The organism is Methylosinus sp. shoA, from assembly GCF_059718125.1.
The window spans coordinates 2,259,096-2,283,300 of the sequence record NZ_AP046091.1; the positions used below are offsets into that span (position 1 = coordinate 2,259,096).

18 protein-coding genes and 1 tRNA gene are annotated in these 24,205 nt (G+C 63.3%); 9 read left to right on the forward strand and 10 right to left on the reverse strand.

Annotated elements, in window-relative coordinates; all coding sequences use genetic code 11:
- Positions 1 to 37 precede the first annotated feature (37 nt).
- From AC6IW9_RS10200 to AC6IW9_RS10220, 5 genes are all read right to left on the reverse strand, one after another.
- A complete protein-coding gene (locus tag AC6IW9_RS10200) occupies positions 38 to 2,104 on the reverse strand; it encodes a hypothetical protein (protein ID WP_497772111.1) in 2,067 nt (688 codons plus the stop codon).
- A gap of 420 nt (positions 2,105 to 2,524) precedes the next feature.
- Entirely contained in the window at positions 2,525 to 2,953 is a 429-nt protein-coding gene (locus tag AC6IW9_RS10205) for a hypothetical protein (RefSeq protein ID WP_497772114.1), read from the reverse strand.
- 50 nt (positions 2,954 to 3,003) lie between these two features.
- On the reverse strand, positions 3,004 to 4,470 hold the full coding sequence (locus AC6IW9_RS10210) for a UvrD-helicase domain-containing protein (protein WP_497772117.1): 1,467 nt from the start codon (positions 4,468 to 4,470) through the stop codon (positions 3,004 to 3,006).
- A 76-nt stretch (positions 4,471 to 4,546) separates the two neighbouring features.
- Entirely contained in the window at positions 4,547 to 4,888 is a 342-nt protein-coding gene (locus AC6IW9_RS10215) for a hypothetical protein (RefSeq protein WP_497772120.1), read from the reverse strand.
- 13 nt (positions 4,889 to 4,901) lie between these two features.
- The gene (locus AC6IW9_RS10220; protein ID WP_497772123.1) at positions 4,902 to 6,674 is read right to left on the reverse strand and encodes a DUF262 domain-containing protein; all 1,773 of its coding nucleotides are present in this window, start codon (positions 6,672 to 6,674) and stop codon (positions 4,902 to 4,904) included.
- A 32-nt stretch (positions 6,675 to 6,706) separates the two neighbouring features.
- Between AC6IW9_RS10220 and AC6IW9_RS10225 the strand changes: the two genes are divergently transcribed.
- Positions 6,707 to 6,901, forward strand: a complete 195-nt coding sequence (locus AC6IW9_RS10225; protein ID WP_497772127.1) for a hypothetical protein — start codon at positions 6,707 to 6,709, stop codon at positions 6,899 to 6,901.
- Here the strand turns inward: AC6IW9_RS10225 and AC6IW9_RS10230 are convergent.
- Positions 6,891 to 8,051 carry a hypothetical protein gene (locus tag AC6IW9_RS10230; protein WP_497772130.1) on the reverse strand — a complete coding sequence of 387 codons (1,161 nt, stop codon included), beginning with the start codon at positions 8,049 to 8,051 and terminating at the stop codon, positions 6,891 to 6,893. The genes AC6IW9_RS10225 and AC6IW9_RS10230 overlap by 11 nt on opposite strands.
- 82 nt (positions 8,052 to 8,133) lie before the next feature.
- Between AC6IW9_RS10230 and AC6IW9_RS10235 the strand changes: the two genes are divergently transcribed.
- Entirely contained in the window at positions 8,134 to 9,165 is a 1,032-nt protein-coding gene (locus AC6IW9_RS10235) for an IS110 family RNA-guided transposase (protein WP_497764843.1), read from the forward strand.
- A gap of 258 nt (positions 9,166 to 9,423) precedes the next feature.
- Here AC6IW9_RS10235 and AC6IW9_RS10240 read toward each other — a convergent pair whose 3' ends face one another.
- The gene (locus AC6IW9_RS10240; protein WP_497772134.1) at positions 9,424 to 11,415 is read right to left on the reverse strand and encodes a site-specific DNA-methyltransferase; all 1,992 of its coding nucleotides are present in this window, start codon (positions 11,413 to 11,415) and stop codon (positions 9,424 to 9,426) included.
- Between the two features lie 222 nt (positions 11,416 to 11,637).
- Positions 11,638 to 14,679: a BPTD_3080 family restriction endonuclease gene (locus tag AC6IW9_RS10245; protein ID WP_497772137.1), complete on the reverse strand. Its 3,042-nt coding sequence runs from the start codon at positions 14,677 to 14,679 to the stop codon at positions 11,638 to 11,640.
- A 40-nt stretch (positions 14,680 to 14,719) separates the two neighbouring features.
- On the opposite strand from AC6IW9_RS10245, the gene AC6IW9_RS10250 reads away from it, so the two are divergent.
- The 7 genes from AC6IW9_RS10250 (at position 14,720) to AC6IW9_RS10280 (ending at position 22,147) form a co-directional block, all read left to right on the forward strand.
- Positions 14,720 to 15,730 (forward strand): hypothetical protein, encoded by a 1,011-nt coding sequence (locus AC6IW9_RS10250; RefSeq protein ID WP_497772140.1) that lies wholly within the window; start codon positions 14,720 to 14,722, stop codon positions 15,728 to 15,730.
- A gap of 80 nt (positions 15,731 to 15,810) precedes the next feature.
- Positions 15,811 to 17,193: a site-specific DNA-methyltransferase gene (locus tag AC6IW9_RS10255; RefSeq protein WP_497772143.1), complete on the forward strand. Its 1,383-nt coding sequence runs from the start codon at positions 15,811 to 15,813 to the stop codon at positions 17,191 to 17,193.
- A gap of 43 nt (positions 17,194 to 17,236) precedes the next feature.
- Positions 17,237 to 17,767, forward strand: a complete 531-nt coding sequence (locus AC6IW9_RS10260) for a DUF5681 domain-containing protein (RefSeq protein ID WP_497772146.1) — start codon at positions 17,237 to 17,239, stop codon at positions 17,765 to 17,767.
- Positions 17,754 to 19,187: a phage terminase large subunit gene (terL, locus tag AC6IW9_RS10265; protein WP_497772149.1), complete on the forward strand. Its 1,434-nt coding sequence runs from the start codon at positions 17,754 to 17,756 to the stop codon at positions 19,185 to 19,187. The genes AC6IW9_RS10260 and terL overlap by 14 nt, the downstream gene beginning before the upstream one ends.
- 185 nt (positions 19,188 to 19,372) lie before the next feature.
- Entirely contained in the window at positions 19,373 to 19,984 is a 612-nt protein-coding gene (locus tag AC6IW9_RS10270) for a DUF3489 domain-containing protein (protein ID WP_497772152.1), read from the forward strand.
- Positions 19,985 to 20,018: 34 nt separating this feature from the next.
- On the forward strand, positions 20,019 to 20,528 hold the full coding sequence (locus AC6IW9_RS10275) for a DUF2924 domain-containing protein (RefSeq protein WP_497772155.1): 510 nt from the start codon (positions 20,019 to 20,021) through the stop codon (positions 20,526 to 20,528).
- The gene (locus AC6IW9_RS10280) at positions 20,525 to 22,147 is read left to right on the forward strand and encodes a recombinase family protein (RefSeq protein WP_497772159.1); all 1,623 of its coding nucleotides are present in this window, start codon (positions 20,525 to 20,527) and stop codon (positions 22,145 to 22,147) included. Before AC6IW9_RS10275 ends, AC6IW9_RS10280 begins: the two co-directional genes overlap by 4 nt.
- 396 nt (positions 22,148 to 22,543) lie before the next feature.
- Here the strand turns inward: AC6IW9_RS10280 and AC6IW9_RS10285 are convergent.
- Both AC6IW9_RS10285 and AC6IW9_RS10290 read right to left on the reverse strand, forming a co-directional pair.
- Positions 22,544 to 22,618 (reverse strand) — tRNA-Gln (locus tag AC6IW9_RS10285).
- Positions 22,619 to 22,695: 77 nt separating this feature from the next.
- The gene (locus tag AC6IW9_RS10290; RefSeq protein ID WP_497772162.1) at positions 22,696 to 24,183 is read right to left on the reverse strand and encodes a pyruvate kinase; all 1,488 of its coding nucleotides are present in this window, start codon (positions 24,181 to 24,183) and stop codon (positions 22,696 to 22,698) included.
- Positions 24,184 to 24,205 lie beyond the last annotated feature (22 nt).

Consider the following 24,205-nt stretch of genomic DNA (forward strand, 5'->3'; position numbering starts at 1 on the left):
TCTTCTTCATCCTCATGCTGGCGCCGTCGAACGGCTCTCACAGCGGCCTCCTGCCGCTCTGCGGCCTGAATTGTTCCGCCTGCTCGACAATAGCCCGCAAAGTATCGAGCGCCGGGCTCAATTCATCCTGCATTTTCCGGACGTGGCCGAACAGGCTTTCGACCGCCATGGCTACCCGACTCGTATATTCCTCGAAAGCTTTGTCGAGCTTCGCGTCCATGTCGTCGAGGCGGCCTGTCTGCGCGTCGAGACGATCTCCCTGATCTTTCATGCGGTTCAGCATATCGCGCAGACCAGACAGGGCCGCTTCGATCGCTCTGGTCTCGCCCCCAAGAACCTCCTTTGCCGCGGCCAAGGTTTCAGCCGCGTGGCGGGCGGTTTCCTCGGACGAGCGGACGACTGTGCTGGCCGCGTGAGACGTGCTGTCCTGCAATTGTGCGATCGCGGTCTCGATACGTTCGTTCGCCGATCGGATCGGCGTAACGGCGGCGGTTAAATCTTGCGACGCCGTCCTGAAGCTGCCGGCGGCTTGTTCGCCCGCCTGTGCCCCGGCGCGGACGCCGTCGGAAAAGCGGCGCATTTCGGCTGCTCCTTCCGAGAGCGTGCCCACGAGCGCGCCGAGCTGCCCGGTGACCTGCTCGAGCGGGGCGAATAGTTCCTGCGCGGCTTTTTGAGCGAATCTTTCGGTCTTATCGGAAATTTCCCTCGTCGTTCGGTCGACTGCGTCGACGACTGTTTCGCCGGCGGATTTGATGGCTTTGGCAGCGGTGTCCCCCTCGACGACGATCTGCTGCTGAGCGGCTTCTCGTCCATGCGCCGCAGCGGCTTCGATTTCAGCGCGAAAGCGTTGCGCTGCCTCGCTCATGTCGGCGGCCGCCTCGCTCAGCACGCGAGATCCTTCGCCGGTGTTGTCGCGGATGCCCTCAAGCGTCCGATTCATGATCGAAAGCAATTGCTCTGCGCCCTGGGTGAAAGCGCCTGAAGTTGCCTGGGCCGTGGCGTTCATCGAAGCGCGCAGATCGTCGAGCGATTGTGTCAAGCGTTCCACGGCGGCGTCGATCTCTGTGCCGACTCGTCCCGAGCTTTGATCCATTCTGTCCGATAGAGCCGCGATCCGATCGCCGGCTATGACGAGGCTCTCGCTCGCTTTGGCCAATGCGCGCCCGACATCGTCGGAGAAGCGGGCCGATAGACCCTTCACCATCTCGTCCATGCCGTCGGCGCTCGCCTGACCCATTTGTTGCATGAGCGGCTCGATAGCCGAACCAATCGAGGCCGCGATGACCGCGGGAAGCTCCTCACGAAGCGGGCGGCCCAGTTCGGCGACCAACTCGAGGCCAATCGTCCGGAAATGATCGCGCTGTTCTCTCGTAGCGGCCAATTGCTCGACAGCGAGATCCTCGAGACTAATGAACTTCAGTCGCTCTTCGAGCGTGGCGCAAAGGTCGTGCAATGCCTGCTCGACAAGAGAAATGCCTCGCCGCAACACGATCGTGAATATGATCGAGCAGAAGAGACCGGCAAGCGACATGATAAATTTGGCGGACGCAATCGTCAAAAGCTCTTTGAGAGACTTCTGAATATTCTCGCCGCCGTTCAAATCCATAGAGCTCAGAGCCGCAATGAGGCCGAGAAAGGTCAGAAGGAGCCCTATGCTGACAAAAAGCCCAGGCGCTGTCCGCCAGCTTCCTGCCCCGAAGCGCAATTCCTCCGCATTGAAAAAGACAGACGGACGCACTGAATTTCGTAGTACATTGACTCCGTCCTCCTTGTGGACGACGAGCGTTTCCCGGTATTCGCGCCACGCGATGGCAATGTGGCGACGGGCTTCGCTTTTTGCTTCCACCTGGATTCTATGATCGATGTCGGCGATCATTCCGCCGAATGCAGCTTCATCGTTCGCTTGTTCGATGAGTCGGCTTAGCCAAATTACCGCGTTTCGACGAGCTGCCGCTATTCCGCAGTAAATAATGGTCGCGATGACCAGCCCGGCCACAAGGGACAGGGTCAATATCCCGGGCGCCGCTTCGAATTTCAGGAGGAGCGCTAAATTGAGAACAAGGTCTCGAACCGAAGTCCCCAGGTGCACCACAATACCAATCATCCCGCTCATCCATTATTGAATGCGCTGCGTTCCGCCCACGAATCCCGCGCGTTATCAACCCATACGCATATCCGGCTTTTTGAAGCAACATACGACCCGCGGCGATCGCCGATTCGGCATCGAGTGGGCGGGGCGCCAGTGGCAGACCTCCATTCGGCGATGCGCCCGGTGCCGTCGGCGAATACGAGCCCCCTCGTTATCAACGAAATTTAGGGCTATGTCGAAAGCTGGCGCGCGGCGAGCCCTGCGGAGGGGCGTGACGCCGACAGCCCAACGCCTTCTCATGCGCCGTCAACGATTTCTTTGACGCCGCGCTCTGTCATGAAATCCCGTAAGAACTCGGAGCCCGGCGCAACGCCGCTGATCAGCAGCCGGTCCCGCGCGCGTGTCGCGGCGACATAGAGCAGTTGCCGTTCGGTCTCATAAGACGTCCTCGAGCTCGACCTCGTCGGCGACCGAGTCGATGCGGGATTGCAGCGGAAGGATTTCGTCATCGCAGGCCATTACCGCCACGGCCTTGAACTCGAGACCTTTGGCGAGATGCATCACGCCGATCGAGATGCGCTCGCCCGCTTCGTCGCCGCGCTCGGACAATTCTATCGGCTCGCGACCGGCGGCGGCGACAGCGGCCCGCGCCCGCGAAAGCTCCTCGGTCCTGCGCGTGAAGACGCCGATCTCGCTCGCATCGACGCCGCTCGCGAGCGCCTCCGTCAGAAAGGCCGCGACCGCATCGATCTCTGCGGCCGCGTCCGGGGCCACGAACACGCGCGGCTCGGCGCCGTTGAAGACGGAGACCGTGCCGCCCCGCGCCTCGGCGACGCCGTCGACGTCGCGAATCTCTTTCGGCAAGAGCCGATCGGCGGCGCGGCGGATTTGATGCGAGGTGCGATAATTCACCTTCAGGCAGGACGAGCGCCCGCGAATGTCGACGCCGAGCGCGCCCCAGGAGAAGGGCTGCTGAAAGATGCGCTGGCCGAGATCGCCCGCGAGAACAGGCCGTTCTCGCCCGCGTTCGCCACGGCGGCGACGAAGCGCAGCTCGGGAACGCCGAGATCCTGCGCCTCGTCGACGACGACATGGGTGAAGGGCTTTTCCGTCCGCTCCGCATAATGCCGCGTCACCGCGGAAAACACGCCCGGCCAAGTGTGGAAGCCGCGCGTCTCGAGGCTCTCCCGCGCCGCCGCGAAGATCGGCCATAGACGCTCGCGCTGCTTGGAGCCGAGCCGGTTCTTGCGGCCGAGACGCGGAACTGCAAGATAGGCCGCGCAATCCTCGACCTGCCAGGCGTCGACGACATGCGTCCATTCCGAGCGCAGGAAATTGGCGTTCACCGCCCCCTCGGCGGCCTCGGTCGCCTTTTCGAGAGCGCGGGCGAGCCGGTCCGGCGCCGCGACATGGGGGCGATGGCCATGCGCCAGCTCGAACAGCTCGGCGGCGATGACCGGGAGCGAGGCGACCCGGATGCGCGACAGCAGCCCGGCGTCGGCGCCGGCGAGCAGCCGGACCTTGCGCTCCAGCGCCGCGGCGAGCGGATCGGAGAAAGTCGCCAGCAGCACGCGCGCATGGGGCGAGGCGCGCGCCAGCCGCACGGCGCGATGCACGGCGACGACGCTCTTGCCCGTGCCGGCCGAGCCGGCGACGCGCGCCGGGCCGGAATAATTCCGCTCGACGAGATCGCGCTGCGAAGGGTGCAGGAACACCGCCCATTTGTCCCAGGGCGCATCGAGCGCCTGCGCCAGCTCCTCGATATTCTCCACGACGCGGAACCGCCGCAGCGCGTCCGGATGGGCGTAAGGATCGGCGGGCGCTGGCGCCGGGCGCACCAGCAGGCCGGTCGTCGCATATTGCAGCAGCGCCTCGGCGGCCTCCACCGGCAGGCGCGGCGCCAGCTCGAGAAAGCCGTCCTCGCTCGCCGCGCGAATGTCGGCGAGCCAATCCGCCGGCGCGCCGATCGAGAGCAGCTCGTCGTCCGACAATTTTGCGAAGGGCGGCGCCCCGGCGCTCTCGCGCGGCGCGAAGAGCAGCATCTCCTCGACCCGCTCGCGCACCTCGACGATCTGCACGGCGCCGGTCTTGGGATGCGCCTCGATCCGCCGCCGCTCCGCCCAGGCATAGGCCCTGTCGTGATGATCGACATAAGCGAGCAGCATGCTCGCCTCGGTCTTGTGGACGATGATGCGAATGTCGCGATTGACGCGCACGGACCAGAAGTTCCGGTCCTTGGAATTTTCGATGCGATGAAGTTGCAGCCCGGGGTTTTGGGGATTGGTCTGGAGATCGAAGGCCGAGGTCTTCACGGCTTTTTGGTCCGGCGCGGGAAGCCGCGCCAGGGAGTCGGTGAAGGTGTCGGCGATGCGGAATTCCATGGACCGAATTTTTGTTAAGCGAGGAAATATCGCCCTTGCTGATCTCGCCGAATTTTACCCTGACTTGTCAATCGGCTCAATGTCGACGGAACCGAAGACAACCGGAGATTCGCGTTTCCTGAGCGATCGCTTCACGAATTTGCCCGGAACTCAATCCAGACCCGTTTTCAGAAAGCGCTTTCAAGCAGAGCTGCATGATCTGCCCATGGCCCGCCCGGCTACTTCCGTCATCAAGTCCCAGAAACGCCTCCAACTGGCTTTTACGCTCCTCAAGCGCAGCAATTTCTGAATCGATTCGATCTATTTCCGCCAACACTTCGCCGCGCACCTGCGCCTCCTCCGACGCCAGACGTTCTTTCTCGTCGAGTATCCTTTTGAGTTTTACTTCCAGAGTCATCTCGCTGCTCACACCTGTCATGATCTTGTTTGCTCTATAGAACGTCTCCACTCAGAGACAGCAGCTTCTTTCGGATAAGCTTTTCCCTTTCACGTACGAACTCTGGCAGCAGGAGCACGTCCCACAGATGTCGGTCCTGCGGAATCAGGTGACATTCGTAATACGAAGAATCCACATTCAACGCCCAGTCTGCGAATTTTTGGGCATTCTTCTTATTGTTCTCGGTAGATGAGAGAATTTGAAGATTTCCAATCTTGGCAGATGCAGCTATGATCTGCTCAATTTTGGATACCGGTAAGTTCGTGGCCATCAGTTTTGATCGTGTTGTTTCGGCTTGAGGGAAGACATGATCAATATCGTAAGGCACAGCGCCCCAGCTCTTTTCATCATAAAGCAGCGAGAGGATCAAAAAAGTTAGCTTCTGCCCATATTTATAGTCGAGCAGAGACGAAATGAGCTCTTCGGTTATATAGGTTGGGCGCTTCCGTTGCCTCGAAATTGCCTCGAACAACTCGGTCAACGGAAAGTCTTGTGATAGTTTAATGCTCGGCGCGATCACGGCTTTTGCCGTTCCAATGACGTTATCGGAGTTGCCGCCAAAAGCGCCAGTTAATAATGCGGAAATCAGCCACAGGCGAATGCGTTCCCTATTTCGCGAATTGAAGGTAGATGAACCTTCAGCAAGATCGATATCTATCTTGTGAATGTAGTATGATATAGGGAGAAGCGCATTCAAGCTTGTTAACGTCTCTCTATCTATACCAAATCGGTTTATCAGGAGAAACGTTCTTCTGAGTGTGAGCTTGATTCGCGCCCAGTTTTCTCGCATTACAGCAAGATTATGATTTGTAAAATTCGAAACTTTGTAAATATGATCAAGATCGGACAATAGCAAGCAAGCCTTCATAACGAAGTCGCTCGATACGTTATTTTTTCTATCAAGGCGCTCGTTTATCATTGAAACAAAGCTGAGTATTTCCTCTTTAGCAGGCAGATCTGTCCATTTCGATGCAATCATCGACATCATCAAATCGGATTTGTTGAGCTTTGTTCCGCCGTCATTCGCTCGAACAAATATAGAAAGAACACGATCATAGTCCTGCTCAACTTCTGTAAAAAAAGATATGATCTTATCGTTCCAGATCACATTGTGAAGCCGGTCGAGGTTTTCCTCTGCACGCGCAACATGCTCACGCGGAGCCGATCCAGGTAGCCTGTCGAATACCGACTGCTTGTAGTTCTCGAAGTCCGCTATTGTTGGATAGTTCAGAACATCGCCGACCTTGATCCAGAGCTGTCCTGCTTCGTCGCGCGGAGGTTTCTCGAATAACTGAAATCCATAAGGCTTTTCGATGTCTTCCTGATCGCCTTCATCAGCGCGCTCGATGCTCGGCTCGACGAGTAGGTCGAGATAGAGGCGCTTCCGTTGCCATGCAGAACTATCGCCCCAACGTCTATTCTTTGCTTTGATATTGAGCGTGCCACGCAGACCCAGCAGAAGCGACGTCAGTCTTTGTTGCCCGTCCAAGACGAGGGTGACCGTTCGGCCATCCGTTTCGGCGGGTTCCGTATGGACTTCGCCGAAACGAAAGTTCTCTGCAAATTTGTATATCTGCCAGTTCGGCTTGTTTTCTGGCGACACAGCCCAAAAAAGAAACGAGCTGATTGGATATCGCTTCATCAGCGAATCAAAAAGAGCGACGACCTGTTCTGGCTTCCAAACAAAGGGTCGCTGAATAGCAGGGAGAAAATACTCTCTATTGAGCTTATCGACCGTGGCGGCGACAGTCGCGGCGTCATACGGCATGTCACTCAGTTCCTCCGAATGCAGAGCGTTCCATGATGGGCGACGGCGGGCGATTCGAACCGGAGCGCAAGGCCCCGGTGGCGTCCTCGAGAGCCATCAATCGCAGTGCATTGTCCTTTGTGCTGCAATCATTTCCGCATGATTCGGCGGCGTTGCCTCACTCCTGCACCGAGGTCGTCGGTTACCGCAAGAGATATTTCGTCACTTCCTATCGCCTCACACCCTGAAAACCTTCATCACCTCATCCCCGAAGTGATTGATCACCTTCACCGCGATCTTCCCCGTCGCCGGGCGCGCGAAGGGCCGCGAGACGTCGCGATACAGCGTCTCCCAGGCCTCTTTGTCGATCTCCGCCTGCAAGGCCGTCTTCAGGCTCTTATACGGATCATTCGCGCCGAGAAAATAGGCGTGGCGGACGAAGAAGCTCTCCTCATTGTAGTTCGTGTCGACGAACCAGGCGGCGATCTTATCGGTGTCGTCGCTCCTGATCTCGCCCGTGTTGGGATCGAACACGTCGACGCCCTTCACCTTCACTTTCACCCGCCCGTCGGCCTCGTGCAATATGTCGATGTCCGGCTCGCCGAACACCACGAACAAATTCCCCTTGCCGGTGTTCTTCAGATCGCCGGCCATATGCAGATCGGGGTTCATCTTCGCTTTCAGGATCGGCAGCGGGCCGAGCTTCGTCACCTCGCTCGCATGGGCGTCGAAGGCGAAGGCGCAGGCGATCAGCGCGTCGAAGCGCGCCTCCACCGCCTCGCGCGCCGCCGCGGCGAGATCGACGCGCGAGACCGAGCCGAACTCGGGGCCGATGAAAATGGCCGCGCGTCTTTCGGTGTCGCCCTCCATGAAGCGGCCTTCCGCCGCCACATATTCGCCGGGCCAGGGGGTGAGCGCGGTGAAGCGGATCGAATCGCGCTTCTCGCTCTGATGCACGCCGGCGGTGCGCAAATGCTCGAGCGTCATTTCGGCGAAATCGGTCGGCGGCATGGCCTTGTGCAGGCGCCGCCGCGCGCCTTCGTCTGCCTCTATGAAGTCGATCAGCTCCTCCTCGTCGGCCGGCGCGACGCGATGCGGCGACAGGCTCTCCACCGTGAATGGCCCGGCGACGCGCACGCGGGATTTGTCCTCATAGGGCCGGTCATAGAGCAGCTCGACATCGGCGGCCTTGGCGATCGAGGCGTCGATCTCCTTCTGCCGTTTGACGCGCGCCTCCCACCATTTGGCGTGCGCCTCTTTGGCGGCGGTGGGCCAGCCGGCGCCGGCCTCGCGCGGGATTTCCCAGTCGCGCCATTCGGCGTCGGCGCGCGGCGCGCGGCTCGGCGAGGGAGAGGAGCCCGCCCCACGGCTCTGGATTGCTTCGCCTGCGGCTCGCAATGATGGTGTGGACGGCCCCGCCTCGAGGGCATCAGAGTGCCAAAGTGTGGCCGCCGGAGCGCCACAGAGAGGGAGGCCGTCCATGAAGGAGTTTAGCAGAATCGCCGTCGACCTTGGCAAAGGCTCATTTCAGATTCATGCGATCAAGAACGAAAGCGGAGATTGCGTATGTCGGAAACTATCTCGGTCGAAGTTCCGAGAATTCATCGCCGGCGCCAAGCCTTGTCTCGTCGCCATGGAAGCCTGCGGCTCGGCGCACTACTGGGGCCGCGAGCTCGCGGCGATGGGACATGAGGTGCGGCTGATCCCGCCGGTTTACGTCAAGCCCTATGTCAAGCGCGGCAAGAACGACGCCGCCGACGCCGCGGCCATCAGCGAGGCGGCGTCGCGCCCGGATATGCGCTTCGTTCCGGTCAAGAGCGCTCAGCAGCAGGCGACGCTCATGCTGCACGGCTCGCGCGAATTGCTGGTCAAGCAGCGCACCATGCTCGTCAATTCCTTGCGCGGCCATTTGTCGGAGTTCGGGATCGTCGCCGCCAAGGGCATAAGCCGTGTCGACGAGCTGATCGAGCGGGCGAGGCAGGACGCGACGCTTCCCGAGATCGCCAAGAGCTGCGTCGATATTTTCGCCGCGCAGATCGCCTCGCTGGACACATCGATCGAGGCGATCGAGGCAAAGATCGAGCAGGCCCTGGCCCAAGACGAAGTCGCGCGCCTGCTCGACGCGATCCCCGGCGTCGGCCCCATCATCGCCACGGCCGTCCGGTCGATCGTTCCCGATGGCCGCATCTTCGCGGCGGGACGAGACTTTTCGGCCTGGATGGGGTTGACCCCGCGGCAAAACTCCACCGGCGGCAAGGAAAAACTCGGCTCGATCACCAAGCAGGGCAACCGCTACCTGCGCAAGCTGCTCGTCGTGGGCTCGACCTCGCTGATCCGGGTCGCCGAGAAATACGAGGGCGAGCTGGCCGACTGGATCAACGCCTTGCGCGCCAGAAAGCCCGAGCGCTTCGTCTCGGTGGCGCTGGCCAACAAGCTCGGCAGGATCATCTGGGCGGTCATGACGACGGGCGAGGCCTTCCGCAAGGAGAAGTTCGCCAGGGCCCGAGCATAGCCCTCCCACCAGGGAGACGATGAAGGAGCTTCACTATTTCGAGCTTGGCGAACGCGAAAGAGACGTGATGAACGATTCGGTTGCAGCCGAAAGCCGAGGACACCCCGCCGCACGTCATGAGCGCAAAGCTCGTCGCAATGATCGGGACCATGGCGATCGGACCTCATCAGGGTCAGCGGACATTCGCTCCGCGCAAAAAGGCCGGACATATGACCGAAAGCCAGCCTCGTCGTTCAGATCAGAACTTTCCGCTTGCCATCAGGGGCCGTCCACATATGACGCGCCCCCACTCTCCACCCCATCGTCATCGCGAGCGGAGCGAAGCGATCCAGAGCCATGGGGCGGCGCCTCGACGCCTTCGCCCGCCGGCTGCGACGGCTCGCGCCCCAGCGCCGCGTTCAGCGCGGCGCGCAGCGGCTCGAGCACGGCCTGCCATTTGTCGTAGATCACATCGATCTGCTCGTTGTTGGCGATCGACTTCAAGGTCACATGCGGCGCGCGCTCATAGACGAAGCCCTGGCGCAGATCGCCCTGCGTCCGCGCCTCGGGCAAGATTTTGCCGGAGACCTCCTGCTCCTTGCGCCGGCCCTCGGGCGAGTCGGCGAGGAGATAATAGGGATAGCGCGCGCTCATCAGGCGGGTGCGGGCGAGCGCCAGAGCGACGCGGGAGGTGTCGATGGTGATCCAGCGGCGGCCCCATTGCTCGGCGACGTAGGCTGTCGTTCCCGAGCCGCAGGTGGGGTCGAGCACCAGATCGCCGGGGTCGGTGGTCATGAGAATGCAGCGTTCAATGACTTTGGGCGTCGTTTCGACGACATAGCGTTTGTCTGCGGCGAAGCCGGCAACAGTCGTGTCCGACCATAAATCGGCGATCGGAAATGCTGCGAAATCGTCAAGAAAACGAACATAACGCAGCGTGTTACCAGCTGGAATCAGTCGATCGGCTTTTGCGAGACGAGACATTCCCGCTTGATTGGTTTTCCATCGTCCCTTCTCAGAGGGCCGAAAAATTTGTCCGTCCACGGAAACGGGGAACCAGCTCGCCGCTCCTTCGCCTTTCTCTCTGCCAATGCTTTGACTCGTCAAATTGTCACGGGTCAGTATTTTTCCGTCCAATTTTTCTGGCTTGGAGCGTTCTTCTGGAAGAAGTGGTCGTCGTTCGCCAGCCGGCGTCTGAATGAAATTATACCCGCTTGCGCCCGGGCCGCCGATTTCCTTTGCCCTGTATAAGGGACGAAATTTGGTGCGTTCTCGACAGCGACCATAGGCAATAATGTAATCAAATGAACCTCCTAAAAACTCTCGCGTAGAGCCGGATGTTTTTTGAAACGCGATCAAAGCGAGGTAGTTTTCGTCCCCGAACACCTCATCCATCACCGCGCGCACGCGATGCACATTCTCGTCGCCGATCTGCACGAAGATCGAGCCGCTCTCGGCGAGCAGCTCCTTGGCGACCGTCAGCCGATCGCGCAGATAGGTGAGATAGGAGTGGATGCCCTCCTTCCATGTGTCGCGGAACGCCTTGATCTGCTCGGGCTCGCGGGAAATATCCTGTTGCTTGCCGTCCTTCACATCGCGCGAGAGCGTCGAGACCTGCCAATTGCTGTTGAATTTGATGCCATAGGGCGGATCGAAGTAAATGCACTGCACTTTTCCACGCAAGGCTTCGCGTTCCGCGAGGCTCGCCATCACCGCGAGCGAGTCGCCCAAGATGAAGCGGTTCGACCAATGCTGGTCGTGCTGATAGAAATCCGTGCGCGCTTCCGGGTCGTCGAGCCCGTTGAAATCGGCGAAGAGATCGGGCGCGTCGCTCTGCGCCTTCTGCGTCTCCTCGGCGCGGCGCTTCAGATCGTCGATGATCGCCTTGGGATGGATTTTCTCCTGAATATAGAGCGGCGGCGCAGTCACCACGAGATCGGACCAGTCCTGCCGATCCTTGCCGCGCCACACGAGCTGCGCATCGCCGATCTCGACCTCGCCCGTGTCGAGAAGCTGGCGCGCCTGCTCCTTGCTGAGGCGAATGCGCGCCCCGCGCCAGACGATCTGCGGATCGAGATCCGCGTCGCGCTCGCGCGTCTCGCCCTCGGCCAGCGGCGCCGCGCGCGGAAAATGCGCCAGCGGAAAAGGCTGGCTCTCCTCGATCCGCTCATTCAGCGACTGATATTCCGCCGTCGGAATATTTTTCCGCGCCGCCTCCGCGTGAGTGAGCGTCTCGATCTTGACGGACTTGCCGCCGGGTTTCTTGGCCATGTGTATCCTCTGGGGCCCTCATCCGACCCGGCTTCGCCGGGCCACCTTCTCCCGCCCTGCGGGAGAAGGAAGCGCCTTTCCTTTTTCATTTCCGCAATCGTCGTGTTCTCCCTTCTCCCACTCGTGGGAGAAGGTGGCCCGGCGCAGCCGGGTCGGATGAGGGCCCCGCTCCAGGAACGCGGCATCTCGGTCGACTTCGAACATGCGCATTCCTGCTAGACATCACGCGACGTGATCTGAAACCTTCCGCTCGACAAGTCGCCGAACCAGGGCGTCGAACTCGCTCTGAAACACTGCCCCATCCTGGAACTCCACGAAATCCCAGCGCCCCTGCGTCCCGAGATTATTGACGCCCGGAACCCAGAAGCGCCGCATCGTCTCCGCCTTCAACTGCGCGTCATGCCCACGATACCCCTTCGTCTCGACGACGAGATTGAGCGGCTCCTCGCCGCCATCGTCGAGCCTCACGATGAAGTCGGGCACATATTTTCGCGGAATGGCGCCGTCGCGATAGGGAACCTCGAAACCGAGCCCCTGGTTCTTCACATAGGCGATCACATGAGGATTGCGCTCGATGACGCGCGCCATCTCCGCCTCCCAATCGCTGTCGCGCACCACGGCGTCGACATGGGATTTGTCCGGCGCCGTCATATGAACGGGCTTCGACGTGGTGAAGCTGACGTGGCGGGTCGAGCCGCGCGGATTATAGGGATCGAGGATCGCCTTGATGCGCTGCGCGCCCTCGGCCGCGCGCTGGCAGGCGAGATAGATGCGCTCGGCCGCCTGATCGGCGAGCTCGAGATAGGTGACCGCGGCCACTGGCACGTCCTTGACGACGAGATAGCCCTCGTCCAGCCAGCGGCGCACGACGCGCTTGGCCTCGCCGAACAAATGGGCGGGGAAATCCTCGCCCGCGTCGCGGAAGCGCGTCTCGAGCAGCCGCTTGGCGAGATGGTAGACGATCGTGCTCGGGCGGATGTCCTCGAGCACCTTCGGCCCGATCTCGACGCTCTCGCCGACGATGCCGGACAAGAGCACCGTGCAGGGGCCGACCGTCTGAGCATCGAGCACGAGGCGCGAGTCGTTGGTGAAATGCGCCTCGAGCCTCTCCTCCGGCAGATCGACCCGATAGCCCTCGACACGCGGGAAGACGATTTCCAGCGCCGCGCGCTCCTTCAGCGCTTTGACGCGCGTGACCGGCTTGGGCGCCGCCGGAGGGGCGACGACGGGCTTGGCGGTGAAATCGAAGGGGATGCCGAGGATGTCGGCATATTCGACATTGAACAGGCCTTTGTCGTTCAGCTCATAGGACTGGCGGCGCAGCGCCCGGCCGACGACCTGCTCGCAGAGGAGCTGCGTGCCGAAGGCGCGCACGCCGAGAACATGCGTGACGGTGTTTGTGTCCCAGCCTTCCGTCAGCATGGAGACGGAGACGACGCAGCGTATGGCCTCGCCGAGCCGGCCAGGCTTGCCGACCGTGTTCATCACCTCGCGCAAGAGATCGGCGTCGCTGAGCGCCTTGCCGTCGGCGCCGTCGCGCGCGGAAATCTCGCGCTTGAACTGCTCGATCTCCGGCCCGGCCAGCTCGCGAAAGGCGGGGTCGAGCGCATCGCCGGATTCGATCTGCTCGCTGTCGATGAGCAGCGTGTTGGGCCGCGGAAAGCGCGTCCCATATTCGTCGAAATTGCGGAAGGATTCGAGATGGCCCTGATGGACCATATAGGGCTCGCCATCCTCGTTCGGGCGTTGAAAGCCCGAGATCCATTCGTAGACGAGCTTCGAGACCGCCGTATTGCTGCATACGACGATGAAGACGGGCGGGACGACAATGCCCGCGCGGCGCCATGCTTCATCGACTTGTCTGTAATGGCTGTAGAGAGAATAGAGCGCGGTCTGAATTTCTGGCGCGAGCTTCAAGGGATCGAGCTCGCCCGATTTGCTGGCCCCCTTTTTCGGCAGGCTGCGGCCGCGCTTCTTCAGCTCCTCCCAGAGATTGCGATAGAGTGGCATGTCGCCGGACGGCATGCTGTCGTCGATCGGCACGCGAGGAAGCTTCACGATGCCGCATTCGATGGCGTCCATCAGCGAGAAATCGCTGACGACCCAGGGAAAGAGCGAGCCCTCGCGATAGCCGGAGCCGCGCAGGAAAAACGGCGTGGCCGACAGGTCGAAGACCGCCTGGAGCCCGACCTTGCGCTTCAACGCTTCGACGCCGGATATCCAGAGGCGCGCGGCCTCATTGGCTTTCTTGGCCTCTTCCTTCTGGTCGGCCTCGAGCTTCTCGTCCTCGCGCGGCGGCCGCTCGCGGTAGCAATGATGGGCCTCGTCATTGATGACGACGATGTTCTTCAGCGTCATCAGCGGACCGCAGGCGCGCTCGAGCATCTGGCCTTCCGACTCGATCGTCACCACCGGCGCGCCGCGCGGCCCTTGCAAAAGCGCGCGGCCAGTCTTCGAGATGTCGGTCGTCTCGCGCCGCTGGAACGCGTGGTAATTGGTGATGACGATCTTCGCCTTGGCGATGTCGGCGACGAGATCTGAGGGGACCAACTCGCGGGTCGCGTAATAATTATCGGGGTCTTCCGGACGCAGCACCCGGAGCCGATCGCGAATGGTGACGCCGGGCGCGATGATGAGAAAACCCCGGCCGAACTTGCCGCTCCCCGGCGAGCGAATGGCGTTCGCGGTCTGCCAGGCGATCAGCATCGCCATCACCGTGGTCTTGCCGGCGCCGGTCGCCATCTTCATCGCGAGCCGATACAGCTCGGGATTGGAAGCGGCGTTGGCCGCCGCAATATTCGCGAGGATCGCTTTGCCGCGCGAGAATTTCGGCGCGACCTCGGTCAGCCAGACGATCGTCTCGACCGCCTCGATCTGACAGAAGAACGGCTTCACGCCATGGAACTCGTGCGCGCGCCAATAGGCGAGCAGGCGCGCCGTCGTCGGCGTGACGCCCCAATCGGCGGGATTGGGCAGAGCGCGCCAGCTCTCCACCAGCGAGCGAATCTCATTGATGACCGGGGTCGGATTATACTCCTGCTCCGCATCCGAGACGCCGCGCGCGTCGCGAAGCCCCATGTCGAGCTGGCGCTCGCGTCCCGGTCGATTGCGCGGCTTGGGGACGGGCGTCGTCAGCTCCGATCGCCGGCGGCCCGCCACGGGCGGGGCGTCGATCGGCTGGCCGTCTGCGTCCAACGGGTGATGGAAACGCGGCGCTTCATAAGGACTATTCAAGATCGGCTGCTCGAAAAACGAGGCGGCCATCGGTGAGCATCCTTTCAGCGATTCGGGTGGATTCGACGAAATGAAGGAGCGCACTGAATATGCGGGAAGCGCCCGTGTCAATATAATGGGACCTCGGCCTTCCTGTCGTTCGATTCGAGTATCGTGCGGCACACGGGCCGTCCGACCAGGAAGCCGGGAGGGCGGCGAGGATTCTGTCTTGTCTCTAAAACCTTCGTCTATCGATCTACTCGATCGCATTTCGTCTGGCGCGGGATGGGCTATTGATCGCTCTCGACTGAGCGATCAGGAACTCTCCGCGCTCGTAGAAATGTTCGAGCCTCCTCTGAATGCAGAGGAGCGAGAGCGCTTCGGCCTGTTCGCACAGAACATTTTTGCTCACGCCGTGGAGGGATTGCTGACGCAGCGCAACTACGACGATACGCCTGCTATCATACTTCGCGAAGAGGCGCGCCATTTTTTCGATACGATGGAAAGCGCGCAGCAGGCGATCGACGGGTTGGATCAAGGCCTGCGCCAATTGCTCGACTGCGAGCTCGCCACCATGGCGAATGCGCAGAATGCGCCCCGCATGCTACCGACGACGTCGATCGAGCTGTGGCGAAGGGCGACATCGGATCTGATCGCGGTTGTCGTCGCGGCGAGCCGCAAGTTGGCCATCGCGCCAATCAAGGGGGAGAGCCGTGCAGTCTATCGACAGATGGTTCGCGGCTTGCTCGCGCTGGTGTTCGACTTGACCGGCGAGCTACCGAAACGGAGCACGACGCGCGAGCGCGCCGGCGAAGGCTCACGAGAGGATTATTGGTTCCTGCGGCTCTCCCGAGAACTGGCGCGCCTCGTGGCGTCGCACGCAGCGGCGGCCGAGCAGAGGCGGAGCGAAGTCGAAATTCCGCCTTCGAGGACCCAGCCGACAGTGAATAGCAAGCGCGCATCACGAAGGCCGCGCAAGACCATCGGCGCGCCGCCACTGTCCTCGGTCGTGCGGGAGGAGCTGCAGGCGTTGCGCCTCGAGCTCTCAGGTAGAGCGCCCCGCCGATCTGCTGGTGAAACAAACCGGCCGGCTCGTCGCTAATTCACCAGAAGCGCGCGCTGCGCGCTTCTGGTGAAAATCGGCTCCTCGAGAATCGCCTTGCACGAATGAAGGAGCCGAACATGAACAATCTCGCCGAGACTGCCGCCGGCCCGCATCCCACTTCTTTCCGCCGGATCGAGCTGCGGCCGATCGCCTCGCTGCGGCCGTTTGCGAAGAACGCCCGCGCCCATTCGAATAAGCAGCTGAAGCTCATCGCACGCAGCATCGAGGCCTTCGGCTTCACCAATCCGGTGCTGATCGACGAAGGAGGCGTCATCCTCGCCGGCCATGGCCGGGTGGAAGCGGCGAAGACGCTGGGGCTCGCGAGCGTCCCGACCTTGGTCCTCTCCGGAATGAGCGACGCGCAGAAGCGCGCCTATGTCATCGCCGACAACCGCATCGCCGAAAAGGCCGGCTGGGATCGGGAGACCCTGGCCATAGAGCTCGGCGCGCTGGTCGATCTGCTGCCCGAGATCGATCTCGATGTCGCGATCACCGGCTTCGAGATCGGCGAGATCGACATGCTGGTCGAGGATTTCACTGCGCCGAAGCCCGACCCCGCCGACGCTCTGCCCGAGATCGATCCATGCGAGCCGCCAGCGACGCGGGCCGGGGATCTCTGGCTGCTCGGCCGCCATCGCCTGCTCTGCGACGATGCGCGCGACCAGGCGGCGGTCGCCCGGCTGATGGACGGGGCGGCGGCGGAGATGGCGTTCACCGATCCGCCCTATAATGTGAAGATCGACGGCAACGCCATGGGCCGCGGCAAGATCCGCCATCGCGAATTCGCCATGGCGAGCGGCGAGATGAGCGAGGCCGCCTTCACGGCCTTTCTGGCGAAAACGCTCGGCAATCTGGCGGCGGCCTCCAAGGATGGGGCGATCCATTTCGTGTGCATGGATTGGCGGCACATGGGCGAACTGCTCGCCGCCGGCAGAGCCATCTATTCCGAGCTGAAAAACCTCTGCGTCTGGGCCAAGACCAACGCCGGCCAAGGGAGCTTCTATCGCTCGCAACATGAGCTGGTGTTCGTGTTCAAGGCGGGTGAGGCGGCGCATGTCAACACCTTCGGCCTCGGCGCCGGATCGAACGCCGAAGCCGCCGGCGCATCTTCGCTCGGCGCGGGACGGAGCCGCTCCAACTTGTGGACCTATCCGGGGGTCAACAGTTTCGGGTCCGGGCGGCTGGAGCGGCTCGCGCTGCATCCGACCGTCAAGCCGGTCGCCATGGTCGCCGACGCGATGCGCGATTGCTCGGCGCGCAACGCCGTCGTGCTCGATGGATTTGCGGGATCGGGCACGATCTTCATCGCGGCGGAAAAAGTCGGCCGTCGCGGCTTCGGCCTGGAGATCGACCCCCTCTATGTCGATGTCGCGATCAGGCGCTGGCAGAAGATGACCGGCAAGGACGCCGTCTGCGCCGGCAGCGGCGAGACCTTCGACGAGCGCGCGGAGCGGCGCTAGGCCGACTTCATTCCAGTCGAGGCGATCGATGAGGAGCACGAATTTGAGCAAGGATGACGCGGACGACGTTACGGTTCGCCCACAGGAAAACAGCGAAGCTCAGTCCGACGCCGACACGCGCGGCGCCTTCGTCGTCGGTTATCGCCGGCCGCCGCTCCACAGCCGATTCAAGCCGGGGGTGAGCGGCAATCCGCGCGGGCGGCCAAAGGGCTCGAAGAATCTCGACACCCTCTGCCACTCGCTTCTTTCACGCAAGGTGACGATCCAGGAGGCCGGCGGGCGCCGGAAAGTCACGGCGGTCGAAGCGATCCTGCTGGCGACCATCCAACGCGCCATGCGCGGCGACAATCGCGCCGCGAAGCTGGTGCTCGATATGCAGAACCGCCTCCCCGCGGCCGAAGAGGCCGGCGCCGGCGAACATACGAACGCCGAGGACGAGGCGATCGTCGCCGATTATCTCGCGAGGCTGCAGGCGGCGCGAGAGTCGCGAGAGAAGAAGGGACTGGAGGAGTCGAGCGAGGAAGACGGGACGAAAGTTTCGAGAGAGGACGCCGGTTCCGATGGCGCGCGGTGACGCTCCGGCGAGATCGGAAATCCCGCAGGCGGTCATCGACGCCGTGCTGCGCGCGGATCTCGCATCCTTCATCCGCAGGGCGTTCGGATCCGTCGCACCCGGGACAGCCTATCACCCGAACTGGCATATAGAGGCGATCGCCTGGCGGCTGCATGAAGTGCTGGCGGGTCGCGTCATGCGGCTGATCGTTACGCTGCCGCCGCGCAGCTTGAAGTCGATCGCCGCCTCTGTCGCCTTTCCCGCCTTCGCGCTTGGTCATGATCCGTCGCGCCGGATCATCACGGCGAGCTATTCCTCTGAGCTCGCCGTCAAGCACGCCAACGACTGCCGTGCGCTGATGCGCGCCGGCTGGTATCGACGGCTGTTTCCGCGAACCATCATCGATCCGGCCAAGGACAGCGAAGGGGAGTTCGCTACGCTGAGCCGCGGTCATCGGCTGTCCACGTCGGTCGGCGGAACGCTCACCGGCCGCGGCGGCGACCTCATCGTCATCGACGATCCGCTCAAGGCTGCCGACGCTCATTCCGAGGCCAAGCGCGAGGCGGTCAACGGCTGGTTCTCGAACACGCTGCTGTCGCGCCTCGACGACAAGCGCAAAGGCGCGATCGTCATCGTGATGCAGCGCGTGCATCAGAATGATCTCGTCGGCCATCTGCTGGAACAGAGTCCTGACGATTGGACGGTTCTGTCCCTGCCGGCGATCGCCGAACAAGAGCATGTCGTTCAGATCGACGCGCATCGGCGCTTACGGCGTTCGATCGGCCATGTTCTGCATGAGGAGCGCGAGCCACTCGCGGTGCTCGACGCGTTGAAGGCGGCGCTGGGCTCGGATCTCTTCTCGGCGCAATATCAGCAGTCGCCGGTCCCGCCCGGCGGCGCGATGATCCGCCGAGCCTGGATGAGGCGTGAGCCGATCCCGTCTTCGCGCGCGGAGGGGGAGCGGCTGATCCACAGCTGGGACACCGCCACCAAGGCGGGCGAGACCAACGATTGGTCCGTCTGCACCATCTGGCGCGCCGGCGCGAATGGCTATCGCTTGATCGAGGTGGTGCGGGAGCGGCTCGAATATCAGGATCTGAAGCGCCGTGCGCGTCATCTGGCGTTGCGCGACTCTCCCGACGCGATCCTGATCGAGGACGCGGGCGTCGGACCGGCGTTGATCGCCGATCTGCGCGCCGAACGTCTCCCGGCGATCGCAATCCGCCCTGAGGCCGACAAGGTGACGCGGCTCGCGGTCAAAGCTCCGCTGTTCGAGAGCGGCCTCGTGATCTTCCCCGAGCGCGCGCCCTGGCTTCCCGATCTCGAAGCGGAATTGTTCAGCTTTCCGCAGAGTCGGCATGACGATCAGGTCGATTCGATCTCGCAGGCGCTCGCCTGGCTGTCACGCCCGCGCGCCGAGCCGCGGATCAGGAGATTGTGATGCATCCAGCCTCCCGAGCGAAGTGGAAGCGGCCGTCTCGAAGCACTGGACTTCGCTGCGAAAGGAAGCATTGCTCGGGTCCGAGAGGCGCGGCGCGCGCTTCTTCTCCCACGCCCCGCCGGCGGAACGCCGTCGCGGGGCCGCGGCGGTGACGGGACGAGCCGTCGCGACCGAAGGAGAAGACCATGACGAAGCTGACCGACGCCCAACTGATCCTGCTGACCAGAGCCGCCGCACGGGACGATGGCGCGGCGACGATCCCCGCGAAGACGAACAAGGCCGCCGCGATGAAAGTCGGCGCGAGCCTCATCAAGCGCAAGCTGATGCGAGAAGCGCGCGCCAAAGGGGCGCTCCCGATCTGGCGCGAGGACGCGAGCGGACGGGGCTACAGCCTGATCATCACCCGGGCGGGACGCGAAGCGATCGGGGTCGACGATCAGCCCAGCGTAACGCCTCGAGCGCCGGCGGCCGGACGCGATACGCAGCCGAAGAGTGACGAGAGCAACAACGAGATCGCCGCGAAGCGCCGCCGCTCGTCGGAGTCCGACGCCGACTCCGAAGGCAGTCCCGCTGCGCCCCGCGCCGGCAGCAAGCAGGCGCTCGTCATCGACATGCTGTCGAAAGAGGACGGCGTGACAATCGACCAGCTGACCGCGGCGACGGGCTGGCTGCCGCATACGACTCGTGCGGCGCTCACCGGCCTGCGCAAGCGCGGCTTCGCGATCACGCGGGCCCCGCGCGAGAGCGGAGGATCGACCTATCACATCACGTCGGCGCCGACGATGACGCAGGCGTGATCGGATGACAATGTCTTTCATTCCGCCAACTCCAATGTCTCCTGCGCCTCGTCAGGATTTGCCCAGAGGCGAGCTCGAACGCATCGCGGCCATGTCGATCGTCGACCTGCGCCATCGGTGGCGCGAGACCTTCGGAAAGCCCGCTCCCGAACCGCTGACCAAGGATCTGATGGCCCGCATCCTCACCTACCGGCTGCAAGAGGCGGCGCTCGGCGGGCTCGGCGCGCCGCTGGAAAAGCATCTCGCCGCGCTCGCGCGCGGCGGGACGATGCCGGCGCGCAGGCTCAAGACCGGCTCCGTTCTCATCCGCGAGCACGAGGGAGAGCGACACGAAGTCGTCGTCACGCCGGAAGGATATCGCTGGCGCGGCGAGGCTTTTTCGAGTCTCTCGGCCATCGCCAAGAAGATCACCGGGGTCAGCTGGAGCGGACCGCGCTTTTTCGGCGTGCGGGGTAGCGCCGATCACCACGCCGCCGGCAAGCGCGGCAAGCCGGCCGCCTCGCGGCCCGAGAGCCGGCGCGACGTTCCATCGGCCGCGTCATGAAAGCGCAAATACCCAAACCTCAGCGCTGCGCGATCTACACGCGCAAATCGACCGAGCACAATCTCGATCTCGCCTTCAACTCGCTCGACGCCCAGCGGGAGGCCTGCGAGGCCTATGTCAAGAGCCAGGCCCATGAAGGCTGGCGGCTCTCGCCGGACCGTTTCGACGACGGCGGCCTCTCCGGCGCCTCGCTGGAGCGGCCGGCGCTGCAGGCGGTGCTCGACCTCGTGCGGGCGAAGCGCATCGACGTCATCGTCGTCTACAAGGTCGACCGGCTCACGCGCTCGCTCGCCGACTTCGCCAAGCTCGTCGAGATCTTCGACGAACATTCTGTCTCCTTCGTCTCGGTGACGCAGTCCTTCAACACCACCTCGAGCATGGGGAGGCTGACGCTGAATGTGCTCCTGTCCTTTGCGCAATTCGAACGCGAGGTGATCGGCGAGCGCGTGCGGGACAAGATCGCCGCGTCCAAGCGCAAGGGGCTGTGGATGGGCGGCAATGCGCCGCTCGGCTATCGCGCCAAGGACAAGAAGATCGAGATCGTCGCGGAGGACGCCGCGCTCGTTCGAAAAATCTTTTCCGACTATTTGCGCCTCGGCTCGCTCGGCGGATTGGCGACCTCGCTCGCAAAGGAAGGGATCGGGCCGAGGCGTCGCGAGCGATCCGGCGGTGCTGTCGTCGACTCGGACCGCTTCACCGTCGGAGCGCTGGCGCATATTTTGAAGAACCGCTTCTACCTCGGCGAGATCGTCTATCGGGGCGAGACGTATAAGGCCGAGCACGAAGCGATCATCGACCGTGACCTGTTCGGCGCGGTTCAGGCGAAGCTCGCCGATGGCGCGATCGAGCGAAAGAAAACCAAAGCCGCGTCCTCGGCGATTCTGTCGGGTCTCATTTTCGACGACCGCGGCCACGCCATGAGCCCGAGTTACGCCGTCAAGAAGGCGGTGCGCTATCGCTATTACGTGTCCCAGGCGCTGCTGCAGCACGACAAGGACAACGCGGGCTCCGTCGCGCGCGTTTCCGCGCCGGAGGTCGAGGAATTGATCCGAGGCGCTCTGCGTCGCGCCCTCGGAATAGAGGATGAAGCGCTCATCATCGACAGGGCGTTCGTCGGCGCCCATGTCGCGAGGATCGTCATTTGCTCCGGCCATATCGAGGCGGAGTTCCATAGCCCGTCCGAGCGCGCTGCGGCGACGGCCGACGACGAGGACAGCAGAACCGATCCGGCGGCGATTCGATCAGGAAAGTCGGCCATGGTCAGCATCCCCTTCGTGTCGACGAAGCATCCTCGCAAAGGCGTCGTCTATTCGCCGGAGGGACAAAACAACCGGCTCGACGCAGAGGCCTCGGAGCAGCTCCTCAAATCCATCGCCCGCTCACGCAAATGGATGGACGCCATTCTCGCCGGCAAGATCGCTTCCTTCGAACACATCGCGGCCGCGGAACATCTGAACGAAGCCTATGTCCGCCGGCTGGCGACGCTCGCCTTCCTCTCGCCGAAGATCATTCGCGCCCTCATTGAAGGAAGGGCGCCTGCCGGCTGCACGGCCTCGGCGCTCACGCTCTCCCTGCCGATCGTCTGGGCCGAGCAGGAGACGAAGTTCGGGATCGCGTGACGGCTGGCGCCGCCTTTTCGCCCGAGCGCGGAATAGAAGCGGGCGGCGCACGGCCCGAACTTCGCTCTTCCATTCCCATATCGCGCCGAGACGAGACCCAGCTCCGGCGATGGATAATTCGCTACGAACCTGCCACAGTCGGGCGAGACGCCGACCCACGGGACCGGCCGGGAGAGCGAACTGGTCTGCGCCACTTGCGAACTGGTCTGCCGCCGGCTCTGCCGGACAAATCCGATAAACGCCGAAACGCTGGTAGAGACCGGCGGCCGGAGGCGCCGATAATTGGACCGTGTTTTCGAGGGTGAAAGTCTACGCCGTTGCGCCGCACCTGCAATGCCCCGGAAGCCTCGGGACTTCTCGCAGAGCATAAAGTGCTGCAATATCAATATATTACACTGGCTGGGGCGGGAGGATTCGAACCTCCGTATGGCGGAATCAAAATCCGCTGCCTTACCACTTGGCGACGCCCCAACGTCCCGCGAAACTCGTCGAAGGCGGGCGCTCTCCCATAAAGCTCCCTCGCCGCCGCCGCAACTCCCTCGCGCGTCTCACCCCCAGGCGCGCAGCGGCGTGAAACGGGCGAACTTCTTGGATTGATGGCGGTCCATCCGCGCCAGCACGTCGCGCAGGAAGGTCACCGCCTCGGCGAGATAGGGCCCCTTGTTCAGCATCACGCATTCGGCCCGCTGCGCCATTGCCGCGTCGGTCGTCTCGGCGCGGCTCGGCACGCCGTCCTTGATGATCTGGTCGAGCACCTGCGTCGCCCAGATGACCGGGACATGCGCCGCCTCGCACAGCCACAGGATCTCCTCCTGCATCTCCGATAGGCGCGCAAAGCCGAGCTCCACCGCGAGGTCGCCGCGCGCGATCATCACCGCCGTCGGATGGTGGGAGGCCGATTTCACGATCAGCCGCGGCAGATTGCGCACCGCGAGCGGCGTCTCGATCTTCAGCACCAGCGCTTGCCGCGGCCGGTCCCCGCGCCGCGCCGCGAGATGATCCTGCAGCAGCTCGATGTCCGCGGGCTCCTGCACGAAGGAGAAGCCGACGAGATCGGCCTCCTCGGCGATGAAATCGAGATCGGCGAAGTCCTTCGGCGTGAGCGGCGGCAGGCGCAGATCGGTCGTCGGAAAATTCAGCCCTTTCTCGAGCTTCAGCCGCTCGCCCTTGGCGCGCGCGCTGAACACTTCGAGCTCCACCCCGTCCGGCCTCTGGTCGACGACCCGCGCGCCGATCTTCCCGTCGTTGATCCATACTTCCGCGCCCGGCGCGAGCTGGCCGACGACTTGCGGAAAGGACGGCTGGACCGCCACGGGCCCCCGCGTCTGCGGATCGAGCGCCGTGACGAAGGCGAAGCGGTCGCCGCGGAACAGCCGCAGCTTTTCGGGCGCGCGCAATTGCTCGATCCGGCATTTGGGGCCGCCGATGTCCATCAGCACGCGGCAGGAGCGCTTCAGCTCCGCTGCGACGCCGCGGACATTGGCGATCATCCGCCGCCAGGCGTCGGCGTCGTCATGCGCGCAATTTATGCGCGCGCAGCCCATGCCCGACTCCATCAGCCGCCGTATCAGCGCCGCGTCGGCCGCCGCCTCGCTCGGCAGCGTGACCATCACCACGGCGCGGGGCGTCGCCGGAACGGCGCCGAAGATGAGGTCGCGCGCGGCGAGGATCGCCTCCTCGCCGGCGCGCATGGCCGCGGGCGCCGGATAGGGCGCGTCCGCTTCTCCGCAGAGGCGCCGCAGCGTGGCGATGATCGCGTCGAGCGCGGCGACCACCTTGGCCTCGCTGCGGCCGAGCGAGGAGAGGCCGAAGGCGGCGAGGCGCGCCTGCAGCGTGCTGAGGTCGCGCCGCCGCAGGGCGAGATAGTGGGCGAGATTTTCCGCCGCCGGCGCGAACTCGCTCGCCGCGGCCTCGGGGCCCCAGCCGCGGAGAGTCACGGCGCCGTCGGCGACGACCTCGTCGCGCAGGCGCCGCAGCGCCGTCAGCAGGTCGTCGAGGTCGCGGCGCGTCGCTTCGGCGGTGGTGGTGGCGGTCATCGTTCGGCGTCCCTGCGGCTCA